This is a genomic window from Streptomyces sp. CA-288835, assembly GCF_050936385.1.
Classification (GTDB): Bacteria; Actinomycetota; Actinomycetes; order Streptomycetales; family Streptomycetaceae; genus Streptomyces.
Genome location: NZ_JBNJMW010000001.1, coordinates 8,409,371 through 8,421,692 on the forward strand (window position 1 = coordinate 8,409,371; position 12,322 = coordinate 8,421,692).

Here is a 12,322-nt window from a genome sequence, read left to right on the forward strand (position 1 = left end):
CGCCGTCACCGGCAGCGGCTGTGTCTCCTGGGATGCCGCCCCCGGCCCTCCGGCCGAGGCCCGATCTGCCGCCCTCACCGGCAAGGGATACGGCGGGGGAGTGCCACCGAATTCCGGGCACACCGCCTGGTGGTCGCACCAGCCGCAGAGCTTCGTGGGGCGCGGGCGCCAGTCGCCGGTCTCGGTGGCGTGGCGGATCGCGTCCCACAGTGCGTGCAGTTTGCGCTCGACCCGCTCCAGGTCGGCGACCATGGGGTCGTACGTCAGCACGTCACCGCTGCCGAGATAGACAAGCTGGAGGCGGCGCGGGACGACCTTCTTCAGGCGCCAGACCACCAGGGCGTAGAACTTCATCTGGAACAGCGCGCCCTCGGCGTACTCCGGTCTCGGCGCCTTGCCCGTCTTGTAGTCGACGATCCGCACCTCGCCCGTCGGCGCGACGTCGACCCGGTCGATGATGCCGCGCAGCTTGAGGCCCGACTCGAGCCGGGCCTCCACGAACAGCTCGCGCTCGGCGGGCTCGAGACGGGTCGGGTCCTCCAACGTGAACCAGCGCTCGACAAGCTGCTCGGCCTCGGCGAGCCAGCGCGCCAGCCGTTCGCCCGCCGCCTGCTCGTCGGCGTCGGCGAACAGCTCGGCCAGCTCCGGCTTCGCCGTACGCAACCGGTCCCACTGACCGGGGATCAGCGACTTCGCACGCGGCACCGTACGCTCGGTGGCAGGGGCGTCGAAGAGCCGCTCCAGGACCGAGTGCACCAGCGTGCCGCGCGTGGCCGCCTCGCTCGGCTTCTCGGGCAACTTGTCGATCACCCGGAACCGGTACAGCAGCGGACACTGCATGAAGTCACCGGCACGAGAGGGCGACAACGAGGCCGGCGGCACCGCCACGGCGGCCTTGGACGAGGTGCCGGAGCCCGTGCCGGTGTCCGGTTGCGCGACGCCGTCGTCGGTACTGGTTTCCATGACGACAGACCTTACGGCCCGCCACTGACAACGCCACACACAGTGACCTGCCAGGTGTGCACAACGGCCGGGAAACAGTGGGGGTGCCGGGGCGAAACGCACCGCGACGGCCGCATACCATCGACGGCAGAACCTCTCGCCCTGCATGATCGTGAGCGGGAGACGCGTCGAACGAGGGGACAGCGTGGACGAGAGCGGCGGGAGCGGGCAGCCGCGATCCGGTACGGACGAAGCGACCGAGCACCCCGCGGTGCCGGACGCCACCTCCGCACACCCGCGCTCCGACAGAGAGTCGGCCGGCGACGACAACCGCCCGGCCTCCACCGATCCCACCGACACCACACCCATCAATGGCCCGACGGACACGGTGGCTTGGGAGAAGCAGCCCCCGTCCGCAGGTCACTCCGACAGGGCAGGGGACGCCGAGAGGTCCTTGGCCGCGGACGCCCCGGCCGGACAGCCGGACGGCCCGACGGCGCCGTCTGCGGCCCGCCGAGGCGAGGGCACGGACGATCCCGGCCCCGGCCCCGGCGGCAGTGGCTCCGGCGCGCAACCCCCTGCCGGAGACGGCGGCCCCGGACCCCGGCCCCCACAGCGCGCCAAGGGACCCGGCGGCGGCCTGCTCATGGGCCGCCCGTTCGGCGTGCCCGTCTACGTCGCGCCCAGCTGGTTCCTCGTCGCGGCACTCATCACCTGGGTCTTCGGCGGCCAACTCGAGCGCGTACTGCCCGAACTCGGCGGCGCCCGCTACCTCGTGTCCCTCTTCTTCGCCGTCGCCTTCTACGCCTCCGTACTCGTCCACGAACTGGCCCACACGGTCGCCGCCCTGCGCTTCAAACTGCCGGTGCGCCGCATCCAGCTGCAGTTCTTCGGCGGCGTCTCCGAGATCGAGAAGGAGTCCGAGACCCCCGGCCGCGAGTTCATCCTCGCCTTCGTCGGCCCCCTGCTCTCCCTCGTCCTCGCCGGCCTCTTCTACCTCGCCCTGTGGACCGTCGAACCGGGCACCGTCCCCGGCGTACTGCTGGCCGGCCTGATGATCTCCAACCTGATCGTCGCCGCCTTCAACCTGCTCCCCGGCCTGCCCCTCGACGGCGGGCGCATGCTCCGCGCCGTCGTCTGGAAGATCACCGGCAAGCCGATGACCGGCACCATCGCCGCCGCCTGGGTCGGCCGCGCCCTCGCCATCTCCGTACTCATCGGACTGCCCCTGCTCACCCAGTCCGGCGCGCTCGGCGGCGAAGCCCAGGACATCGGCGGCATGGACACCGTCATGGACGCCCTGCTCGCCGCGATCCTCGCAGCGATCATCTGGACCGGCGCCGGAAACAGCCTTCGCATGGCCCGCCTCAGGGAACACCTCCCGGAGCTCCGCGCCCGCGCCCTCACCCGCCGCGCCGTCCCCGTACAGACCGACACCCCGCTCTCCGAAGCCCTGCGCCGAGCCAACGACGCCGGCGCCCGCGCCCTGGTCGTGGTCGACGCCCACGGTGAGCCCCTCTCCATCGTCCGCGAGGCCGCCATCGTCGGCGTACCGGAACACCGCCGCCCCTGGGTCGCGGTCAGCGGCCTCGCCCAGGACCTCACGGACGGCATGCGGATCTCCGCCGAACTCGCGGGCGAAGAACTCCTCGACGTGCTGCGCGCCACCCCCGCCACCGAGTACCTGGTGGTGGAGGAGTCCGGCGAGATCTACGGCGTCCTGTCCGCGGCCGACGTCGAGCGCGCTTTCGTCAAGGCCATGGCCAGGCCCAGCTGAGCTCAGCACACGCGCGCGTGGTCTACGGCCCGTTCCCAGGCCGGTAGGCTGGTCACATGTCCGAACCGACCGGTGCCGCCCGCCGACGCGGGCCCTTCAAGGTCGGGGACCAGGTCCAGCTCACTGACCCCAAGGGACGCCACTACACGTTCACGCTCGAAGCCGGGAAGAACTTCCACACCCACAAAGGGTCCTTCCCGCACGACGAGCTGATCGGCGCCCCCGAGGGCAGCGTTGTCCGCACCACGGGGAACGTCGCCTACCTAGCGCTGCGCCCCCTGCTCCCCGACTACGTCCTGTCCATGCCCCGCGGCGCCGCCGTGGTCTACCCCAAGGACGCGGGGCAGATCCTGTCCTTCGCCGACATCTTCCCCGGCGCCCGCGTCGTGGAGGCCGGCGTCGGCTCCGGCTCGCTCAGCAGCTTCCTGCTGCGCGCCATCGGCGACCACGGCATGCTGCACAGCTACGAGCGCCGCGCCGACTTCGCCGAGATCGCGCAGGCAAACGTGGAGCGCTACTTCGGCGGCCCCCACCCCGCCTGGCAGCTCACCGTCGGCGACCTCCAGGACAACCTCTCGGACACCGACGTCGACCGTGTGATCCTCGACATGCTCGCCCCCTGGGAGTGCCTGGAGGCCGTCTCCAAGGCCCTCGTTCCCGGCGGCATCCTGTGCAGCTACGTAGCGACGACCACCCAGCTCGCCCGGACCGTCGAGTCCATCCGCGAAATCGGCTGCTTCAACGAGCCGACCGCCTGGGAGTCGATGATCCGCAACTGGCACATCGAGGGCCTCGCCGTCCGCCCCGACCACCGCATGATCGGGCACACCGGCTTCCTGCTCACTGCCCGCCGTCTCGCCGACGGCGTCGAACCCCCCATGCGCCGCCGCCGCCCCGCCAAGGGCGCATACGGCGAGGACTACGCCGGCCCGAACGCTGACGGAGGCACCGGCCGCTGAGGCGGCCCCGTGCCGCATACAACGCGCAACCGCCGTGGTCGAGTTCCCGAGACCTCTCGGGAACTCGACCACGGCGCTTTTCTGTTGACACCCCGACAGAACTAGGGACCCCGCCGTTCCCGCTCACTGTGACGTATGGCACCATGCTGGCCACCCCACCGGCACAGCCCTCACAGGAGACACATCTCTCGTGCAGCAATCCGCCGTCCCGGAACTGGCACACACCCACGCCCGCCCGATCCACTGGCTGGCGACAGCAACCGCCCTCGCCGGAGTCGTCGCGGCCTCCGCCTTCCTGCAGCCCGACGCGGCCACCGCCGCCCAGACCGGACGCGGCGCACAGACCGCCCCCGCCGCCACCGCGCCCCCCGATCCCAACCGCGTCGACTACCCCGTGGAGTGCGGCCCCACCAAGGTCGTCGTGCAGCAGAAGGTCTCCGGAGACCTCGACGGCGACGGCCGCCCCGAAACAGTCGCCGTGGTCCACTGCGACGCCATCGCGGGCGCCCCGCCAAGCGGCGTGTACGTACTCACTCAGGCCGCCGACGCCACCGAACCCCGCATCGTCGCCACCCTCGTTGACCCGAAAGAGCGCCTCACCGTCACGGACTTCGCTCTACGCGACGCCACCGTCACCGCCAACCTGCTCGGCTACTCCTCGCCCGACGTCCCACGTTGCTGCCCCGACGTGGACGAACGCGCCAAGTGGCAGTGGAAAAACGGCGCATTCGTCCGTTCTGTCCCCGCTGGCGCCCAGAGCGTGTGACCAAGAAGACATACGGAACGGCCCGGCGCGCAAAGTGACTTGACGTGACCGTCGAACTACTCCGCGTCCGGGCCGTACACCTCGGCCTTGTCCGAAACCCGACGCACATGGATGCACTCGCCCGGACACTCCTTCGCGGAGTCGGCGACATCACGCAGAAGCGTCAGAGGTACGGGCGTTGTGGCCCCCGGGGCCTGCAACAACTCATCGCCGGAGCCCTTCACATAGGCCAGACCGTCGATGTCCAGCTCAAAGACCTCGGGTGCATACTGGGCGCAGATGCCGTCGCCGGTGCAGAGGTCCTGATCGATCCACACCTCCAGGTCCTCGCCGCCGACGCCGGCCTCTTGCTGAACGCTCATGACTCCTGCCGATCCTGTGCCGAGCGAACCGGAATAAAACGCAAGTCGGCCCAGCTCTGACGGGTGTTGAACACTTAGACCCTACCTGCGCCCGCTTTCCCTTCCCATTCAGTGGGTATTTCCCTGGCGTGAGGGAGAGCGCAAGGGTGAAGATCGGACACACCCCGACCGTCTTTGTGATCTAGGGGTTTCAATCGACACCCACCCAGGTAGGGTCTGGAAGCGTCCAGCTCCCCTTGGAGGAGGTGAGGACCGTGGCAGCCCACGACGACGACATGAACCGCGGCATCCGCCCGGGACGAGGGTCCGAGGACCCCGCCGGGCAGATTGCCTATCTTGAGCAGGAGATCGCCGTCCTGCGACGCAAGCTCGCCGACTCTCCGCGACACACGAGAATTCTCGAAGAGCGGATCGTCGAGCTGCAGACCAACCTGGCCGGCGTGTCCGCGCAGAACGAGCGGCTCGCCAACACACTCCGAGAGGCCCGCGACCAGATCGTGGCCCTCAAGGAAGAAGTCGACCGGCTCGCACAGCCGCCGGCCGGCTTCGGCGTCTTCCTCACGGCGAACGAGGACGGCACGGCCGACATCTTCACCGGCGGCCGCAAACTGCGGGTGAACGTCAGCCCCAGCGTCGAACTCGAAGAGCTCAGGCGCGGCCAGGAAGTGATGCTCAACGAAGCGCTCAACGTGGTCGAAGCCATGGAGTACGAGCGAGTCGGGGACATCGTCACCCTCAAGGAAATCCTCGAGGACGGCGAACGCGCCCTCGTACTCGGGCACACCGACGAGGAACGGGTGGTACGGCTCGCCGAGCCGCTGCTGGACGTCACCATCCGCCCCGGCGACGCCCTCCTGCTCGAACCCCGATCCGGATACGTCTACGAGGTCGTACCCAAGAGCGAGGTCGAAGAACTCGTCCTCGAAGAGGTCCCCGACATCGGCTACGAACAGATCGGCGGTCTGGGCGGCCAGATCGAAATGATCCGCGACGCAGTCGAGCTCCCGTACCTCTACCCCGACCTCTTCAAGGAGCACGAACTGCGGCCGCCCAAGGGCGTCCTGCTGTACGGGCCTCCCGGATGCGGCAAGACACTCATCGCCAAGGCCGTCGCCAACTCACTGGCCAAAAAGGTCGCCGAGGTGACCGGACAGGCCACGGGCAAGAGCTTCTTCCTCAACATCAAGGGCCCCGAGCTTCTCAACAAGTACGTCGGAGAGACCGAGCGGCAGATCCGCCTCGTCTTCCAGCGCGCCCGTGAGAAGGCCAGCGAGGGGACCCCCGTCATCGTCTTCTTCGACGAGATGGAATCCCTCTTCCGTACCCGTGGATCAGGCGTCAGCTCGGACGTGGAGAACACCATCGTCCCGCAGCTGCTCGCCGAGATCGACGGCGTGGAAGGCCTGCAGAACGTGGTCGTGATCGGCGCCTCCAACCGCGAGGACATGATCGACCCCGCCATCCTGCGGCCCGGCCGCCTCGACGTGAAGATCAAAATCGAACGTCCGGACGCCGAAGCGGCCAAGGACATCTTCCAGAAGTACCTCACCGAACGCCTCCCCCTCCACCCCGAGGACATCGGCGAGCACGGCGGCGACAAGGGCGCCACGGTCCAAGGCATGATCCAGACCGCGGTCGAGCAGATGTACGCCGAATCCGAGGAAAACCGCTTCCTCGAGGTCACCTACGCCAACGGCGACAAGGAAGTCCTCTACTTCAAGGACTTCAACTCCGGCGCCATGATCGAAAACATCGTCGGCCGCGCCAAGAAGATGGCCATCAAGGACTTCCTCGAACACAACCAGAAGGGCCTCAGGGTCTCCCACCTGCTCCAGGCCTGCGTAGACGAGTTCAAGGAGAACGAAGACCTGCCCAACACCACCAACCCCGACGACTGGGCCCGCATCTCCGGCAAGAAGGGCGAACGGATCGTCTACATCCGCACCCTCATCACCGGAAAGCAGGGCGCAGACACCGGACGCTCCATCGACACGGTGGCGAACACCGGTCAGTACCTGTAAAAGACAGGGCGGCTGCGGGTGCCCTCAACGGGTACCCGCAGTCGACTGTTTTCCAGGGCATCACCGGAGCGGAGCAATGACGCAAATGATCTCCCCACCAGCGCAAAGGCGTTCTAGGCTCTTCCATACCGCCGAGTCGCGCAGTGCGGGGACGGGCACCGCACACGCACCGGAGAACCAGCGGTACTTGAGCTGCGCCCCCGACCGAGGGCGCCGCCGGGCAAGGAGGGCCGCATGACCGTACGGCGAGTAATGGGCATCGAGACGGAGTACGGAATCTCCGTCCCCGGCCACCCCAACGCCAATGCCATGCTCACCTCGTCCCAGATCGTCAACGCCTACGCGGCGGCGATGCACCGGGCCCGCCGCGCCCGGTGGGACTTCGAGGAGGAGAATCCGCTGCGGGACGCCCGAGGCTTCGACCTCGCCCGCGAGGCCGCCGACGCCAGCCAGCTCACCGACGAAGACATCGGCCTCGCCAATGTCATCCTCACCAACGGAGCACGGCTGTACGTGGACCACGCGCACCCCGAGTACAGCGCACCAGAAGTCACCAACCCCCGGGACGCCGTCCTCTGGGACAAAGCCGGCGAACGCATCATGGCCGAAGCCGCCGAACGCGCCGCCCAGCTCCCCGGCGCCCAGCCCATCCACCTCTACAAAAACAACACCGACAACAAAGGCGCCTCCTACGGCACCCACGAGAACTACCTGATGAAGCGGGAAACCCCCTTCTCAGACATCGTGCGCCACCTCACACCCTTCTTCGTCTCACGCCAGGTCATCACCGGCGCAGGACGCGTAGGCATCGGCCAGGACGGCCACGAACACGGCTTCCAGCTCAGCCAGCGCGCCGACTACTTCGAAGTCGAAGTAGGCCTCGAGACGACCCTCAAGCGCCCCATCATCAACACGCGTGACGAGCCGCACGCCGACGCCGAGAAATACCGGCGCCTGCACGTGATCATCGGAGACGCCAACCTTTCCGAGATCTCGACGTATCTGAAACTGGGCACCACGGCCCTGGTCCTCTCCATGATCGAGGACGGCTTCATCGCCGTCGACCTCGCCGTCGACCAGCCCGTACGCACCCTCCACCAGGTCTCACACGACCCCTCACTGCAACGCCTCGTCACCCTCCGCAGCGGCCGCACACTCACCGCAGTCCAACTCCAGATGGAGTACTACGAACTCGCACGCAAATACGTCGAGGAACGGTACGGCGCCGACGCGGACGAACAGACCAAGGACGTACTCACCCGCTGGGAAGACGTCCTCGGCCGCCTCGAAAGCGACCCCATGAGCCTCGCCGGCGAACTCGACTGGGTCGCCAAACGCGAACTCATGGAGGGCTACCGACGCCGCGACAACCTCGAATGGGACGCCGCACGACTCCACCTCGTCGACCTCCAGTACGCCGACGTACGCCCCGAAAAGGGCCTCTACAACCGACTGGCGGCCCGCGGCAAGATGAAGCGCCTCCTCGACGACACAGACGTCGAGCGCGCCCGCACCAAGCCGCCCGAGGACACCCGCGCCTACTTCCGCGGACGCTGCCTCGAGCAGTACGCCGACGACGTCGCAGCCGCCTCCTGGGACTCCGTGATCTTCGACCTCCCCGGCCGCGACTCCCTCCAACGCGTACCAACCCTCGAACCACTTCGCGGAACGCGTAATCACGTCAAGGAACTCCTCGACCGCTGCCGAACAGCAGAAGACCTGGTCAGGGTCCTCTCCGGCGGCTGAACCAGCCAGCCGGACCCACAAGCTGCAGGTCACAGGCAGGGTGGAAAACAGCGGCGCCAGGGAATCATGAAGGTGGTGCCCGGACGTTGTAGCAACTGCGGGGCCGATGTCGGACCCTGCTTGTAGGGTCTGATCAAGAACGTCGAACCGAGCGGGGTGAGGGTTATGGCGACCAAGGACACCGGCGGCGGACAGCAGAAGGCAACGCGGTCCACCGAAGAGGTCGAAGAGACTACGCAGGACGCGCAGGCTTCAGAGGACCTCAAGGAACGCCAGGAGAAGCTGAGCGACGACGTGGACTCCGTCCTGGACGAGATTGACGATGTCTTGGAGGAGAACGCAGAGGATTTCGTTCGGTCATTCGTTCAGAAAGGCGGCGAGTAACCTTCGAATCGAAGGTTACGGGGGGATTGCGACTTGGCAAGCGATGAGGACGTGAAGCGCTGCGTGCGGTGCGGTGAGATCAAGCCGTACGCAGCCTTCGCTCGCAGGCGGTCCAACCTGGACGGCCTGCAGCGGCACTGTCGAGACTGCGCATCGGACTATCACCGGACTCGTCAGCAGAGCTTGGGGCGGAAGGTTCGTCCCAAGGTAGAGGTGCCGGAGGGGCACAAGCTCTGCCTCAAGTGCGGGGAGGTCAAGCCGTGGAGCGAGTGGCACCGCAACGCAACGGCCTCGGACGGCTTGTCGACGCGCTGCAAGGCGTGTCGAGCCGCGGAGGGTCGAGCGGGCCATCTGAAGCGCCAGTACGGCATCACCGAAGCCGAGCGTGACGAGCTGATCGCCTCCCAAGGCGGCGTCTGCTGCATATGTTTGGCTGCACCTGCCGCACATGTTGATCACTGCCACAAGACGGGTAGGGTCCGAGGCGTACTGTGCTTCAACTGCAATTCCGGCCTCGGCCTGTTGAGGGATGACCCCGACGCGATGAACCGAGCTGCCGATTACCTGGAAGGAAACGCGTGGAAGCCAACACTCGTAGCACCGGGCGTCTACCGGCTGCCTTCCTGACGCCTGGGTCGTCGTCCTTCATGGACTTCTTGTCCGATCACCAGCCGGACATCCTGCCCGGCAACCGGCAACTGCCCCCCACTCAGGGTGTGATCGAGGCGCCGCACGGCACCACCATCGTGGCCACGACCTTCCCCGGCGGCGTCGTGCTCGCCGGTGACCGGCGGGCCACCATGGGGAACATCATCGCGCAGCGGGACATCGAGAAGGTGTTCCCGGCCGATGAGTACTCGGCCGTGGGCATCGCCGGTACGGCCGGTCTCGCCGTCGAGATGGTGAAGCTCTTCCAGTTGGAGCTGGAGCACTTCGAGAAGGTCGAGGGCGCGCAGCTGTCGCTCGAGGGCAAGGCGAACCGGCTGTCGACGATGATCCGGTCGAATCTCGGCATGGCCATGCAGGGTCTGGCCGTGGTGCCGATCTTCGCGGGGTTTGACGTGGACCGCGGGAAGGGGCGGATCTTCTCGTACGACGTGACGGGTGGCCGTTCCGAGGAGCATGGCTTCGCGGCTACGGGTTCGGGTTCGATCTTCGCGCGCGGTGCCATGAAGAAGCTGTACAGCGAGGATCTGACCGAGGAGCAGGCGACGACGCTCGTCGTGCAGGCCCTGTATGACGCGGCCGACGACGACTCGGCGACCGGTGGCCCTGATGTCGCTCGCCGGATTTATCCGCTCGTCACCGTGATCACCGAGGACGGGTTCCGCCGTCTGACCGACGAGGAGTCCTCCGAGATCGCCCGCTCGATCCTGGAGCGGCGCCTGGAGCAGCCTGACGGCCCGCGTGCCGCGTTGCTCTGACTGCTGCGGCCCGTGATGAAGGCCATGGCCCCTCTTTTTCAGGTGATCCAGTGACTTCCACAGAAAGGGACGGATAGCCGGTGTCGACGCCGTTCTATGTCTCACCCCAGCAGCAGATGGCCGACCGGGCGGAGTATGCCCGTAAGGGCATCGCTCGTGGTCGCAGTCTGGTTGTGCTGCAGTTTGCCGACGGCATTGTCTTCGTCGGCGAGAACCCGTCCCGTGCGCTGCACAAGTTCAGCGAGATCTATGACCGGATCGGCTTTGCGGCCGCCGGCAAGTACAACGAGTACGAGAATCTCCGCATCGGTGGTGTCCGTTACGCCGACCTGCGGGGTTATACCTATGACCGTGACGATGTGACGGCGCGCGGTCTTGCCAATGTGTATGCGCAGACGCTCGGCACGATCTTCTCCAGTGCAGCGGAGAAGCCGTATGAGGTGGAGTTGGTGGTCGCGGAGGTCGGGGTGACGCCCGAGGGTGACCAGCTTTACCGGCTGCCGCACGATGGGTCGATCGTGGACGAGCATGGCTCGGTCGCGGTGGGTGGCAATGCCGAGCAGATCAGTAGCTATCTCGATCAGCGTCACCGGGACGGTATGACGTTGGCCGAGGCGTTGAAGCTGGCTGTTCAGGCGCTGTCGCGTGACACCAATGGCAGCGAGCGGGAGATTCCGGCGGAGCGGCTGGAGGTGGCGGTTCTGGACCGGACGCGTCCGCAGAAGCGCAAGTTCAAGCGCATTGTGGGCCGTCAGCTGGTCCGTCTGCTGGAGGAGGGCAGTTCGGGCGGGGCTGCGGCCGCCGAGTCCACTGGTTCTGACGATGCCGATGGGTCGGACGCCTCCGAGGAGAAGTAAGCCCGCCAGTCATCACGTGAAGCGCCCCGGCCCCGCCTTGTAGCGGGGCCGGGGCGCGTCGGCGTTCAGGACGGGCGTGGTGGCGCTGTGGAGCCCCGTACGACGAGTTCGACGGGGATGTTGCCTTCCGGTGGTGTTTCGCCCTCGAGGACTGCGAGGAGGGCTGTCATGCCGCGCTCGCCGAAGAGTTCGGCGTCGAGGTGGACGGTGGTGAGTTCGGGTTCGATCGCTGTGGCGAGGGCCAGGTCGTCGAAGCCGGTCACGGAGAGGTCGTCGGGGATGCGCAGGCCGAGGCGGCGGGCGGCTTTGTAGGCGCCGACGGCGAGTTTGTCGTCGTCGCAGACGATGGCGGTGGGTCGGGGGCCGGGGCCGGTCAGGGCGTTCTCGGCGGCGGTGAGTGCGCCTTCGATGGTGATGGGGGCTTTTGCCGTGCGTACTTCGGTGTCGGCTGCTTGTCCTACGCGGGTGGCGAGTTCGCGGGCGCGTACGTGGAAGGTCCAGGAGTCGATGTCGGCGGCCAGGTGCAGGAAGCGGCGGTGGCCGACCGTCAGCAGGTGGTCGGTGGTCTGGCGCATGCCGTCGGTGATGTCGAGGTTGACGGTGGTGGCGCCGAGGCTGCCGGCGGGGTCGCTGTCGAGCATGACGAGGGGGAGGTCGTCGCCGAGGATTTCGGTGAGGGCTTCGGAGGCCATGGAGGAGGCGATGACTCCGTCCAGGGCGGCTCGTGCGGAGGCGAAGGGGTCGGGTGCTGGGCCGATGCCTTCGGGTGAGGGGTAGAGGACGACGCCGAAGCCGTGTTTCGCGGCGATGCGGGCGGCTCCTTCGTAGACGGCGGCGAAGAATTCGTTGGTGAGTGCGGGGACGACCAGGAGGGCTGTGCGTGCCTGGCCGAGGCGTAGGTTGCGGGCGGCGAGGTTGGGGCGGTAGCCGAGGTCCTGTGCTGCCTGGCGTACGCGGGCGGCCGTTGCCTCGGAGACTCGGCCGCGCCATTTGTCGCCGAGTACGAGGGAGACGGCGGCCTGGGAGACTCCGGCGGCCCGGGCGACGTCGCGGCTCGTGGGGCGTGTGCTTCCTCGTGCCACGG

General features: G+C 67.5%; 11 protein-coding genes and 1 pseudogene. 9 read left to right on the forward strand and 3 right to left on the reverse strand.

Annotated features, from left to right (window positions below; translation table 11 throughout):
* Window positions 1-48: 48 nt before the first annotated feature.
* Window positions 49-963: pseudogene (locus ACQEVY_RS37985) on the reverse strand (RecB family exonuclease); the annotation flags it as partial.
* A gap of 184 nt (window positions 964-1,147) precedes the next feature.
* Here ACQEVY_RS37985 and ACQEVY_RS37990 point away from each other — a divergent pair.
* The 3 genes from ACQEVY_RS37990 to ACQEVY_RS38000 all read left to right on the forward strand — a co-directional run bounded on the left by ACQEVY_RS37990 (window position 1,148) and on the right by ACQEVY_RS38000 (window position 4,444).
* Window positions 1,148-2,719: a site-2 protease family protein gene (locus ACQEVY_RS37990; protein WP_432954211.1), complete on the forward strand. Its 1,572-nt coding sequence runs from the start codon at window positions 1,148-1,150 to the stop codon at window positions 2,717-2,719.
* A 56-nt stretch (window positions 2,720-2,775) separates the two neighbouring features.
* Window positions 2,776-3,678: a tRNA (adenine-N1)-methyltransferase gene (locus tag ACQEVY_RS37995; protein ID WP_328772777.1), complete on the forward strand. Its 903-nt coding sequence runs from the start codon at window positions 2,776-2,778 to the stop codon at window positions 3,676-3,678.
* A 190-nt stretch (window positions 3,679-3,868) separates the two neighbouring features.
* Window positions 3,869-4,444 carry a hypothetical protein gene (locus tag ACQEVY_RS38000; RefSeq protein WP_432954212.1) on the forward strand — a complete coding sequence of 192 codons (576 nt, stop codon included), beginning with the start codon at window positions 3,869-3,871 and terminating at the stop codon, window positions 4,442-4,444.
* Between the two features lie 56 nt (window positions 4,445-4,500).
* Here the strand turns inward: ACQEVY_RS38000 and ACQEVY_RS38005 are convergent, their stop codons facing one another.
* A complete protein-coding gene (locus ACQEVY_RS38005) occupies window positions 4,501-4,806 on the reverse strand; it encodes a ferredoxin (RefSeq protein ID WP_328772779.1) in 306 nt (101 codons plus the stop codon).
* A 254-nt stretch (window positions 4,807-5,060) separates the two neighbouring features.
* Between ACQEVY_RS38005 and arc the strand changes: the two genes are divergently transcribed.
* The 6 genes from arc (at window position 5,061) to prcA (ending at window position 11,238) form a co-directional block, all read left to right on the forward strand.
* Window positions 5,061-6,827: a proteasome ATPase gene (gene arc, locus ACQEVY_RS38010; protein WP_328772780.1), complete on the forward strand. Its 1,767-nt coding sequence runs from the start codon at window positions 5,061-5,063 to the stop codon at window positions 6,825-6,827.
* Between the two features lie 234 nt (window positions 6,828-7,061).
* A complete protein-coding gene (gene dop, locus ACQEVY_RS38015) occupies window positions 7,062-8,573 on the forward strand; it encodes a depupylase/deamidase Dop (RefSeq protein ID WP_432954214.1) in 1,512 nt (503 codons plus the stop codon).
* 165 nt (window positions 8,574-8,738) lie between these two features.
* A complete protein-coding gene (locus tag ACQEVY_RS38020) occupies window positions 8,739-8,957 on the forward strand; it encodes a ubiquitin-like protein Pup (protein ID WP_165341550.1) in 219 nt (72 codons plus the stop codon).
* Between the two features lie 33 nt (window positions 8,958-8,990).
* Window positions 8,991-9,584 (forward strand): endonuclease VII domain-containing protein, encoded by a 594-nt coding sequence (locus ACQEVY_RS38025; RefSeq protein ID WP_432954216.1) that lies wholly within the window; start codon window positions 8,991-8,993, stop codon window positions 9,582-9,584.
* Window positions 9,536-10,381, forward strand: a complete 846-nt coding sequence (gene prcB / locus ACQEVY_RS38030) for a proteasome subunit beta (protein WP_432954217.1) — start codon at window positions 9,536-9,538, stop codon at window positions 10,379-10,381. Before ACQEVY_RS38025 ends, prcB begins: the two co-directional genes overlap by 49 nt.
* Before the next feature lie 80 nt (window positions 10,382-10,461).
* Window positions 10,462-11,238 (forward strand): proteasome subunit alpha, encoded by a 777-nt coding sequence (gene prcA, locus ACQEVY_RS38035; RefSeq protein WP_432954219.1) that lies wholly within the window; start codon window positions 10,462-10,464, stop codon window positions 11,236-11,238.
* Between the two features lie 65 nt (window positions 11,239-11,303).
* On the opposite strand, the gene ACQEVY_RS38040 is transcribed toward prcA, so the two are convergent.
* Complete coding sequence (locus tag ACQEVY_RS38040; RefSeq protein WP_432954220.1) at window positions 11,304-12,320, reverse strand: LacI family DNA-binding transcriptional regulator; 1,017 nt, start codon at window positions 12,318-12,320, stop codon at window positions 11,304-11,306.
* Window positions 12,321-12,322: the final 2 nt, after the last annotated feature.

Excerpts from the sequence above, each read along its gene's own strand:
- dop (WP_432954214.1), top strand. The coding sequence starts at position 7,062 with ATGACCGTACGGCGAGTAATGGGCATCGAGACGGAGTACGGAATCTCC.
- ACQEVY_RS37995 (WP_328772777.1), top strand. The coding sequence starts at position 2,776 with ATGTCCGAACCGACCGGTGCCGCCCGCCGACGCGGGCCCTTCAAGGTC.
- ACQEVY_RS38005 (WP_328772779.1), bottom strand. The coding sequence starts at position 4,806 with ATGAGCGTTCAGCAAGAGGCCGGCGTCGGCGGCGAGGACCTGGAGGTG.
- ACQEVY_RS38020 (WP_165341550.1), top strand. The coding sequence starts at position 8,739 with ATGGCGACCAAGGACACCGGCGGCGGACAGCAGAAGGCAACGCGGTCC.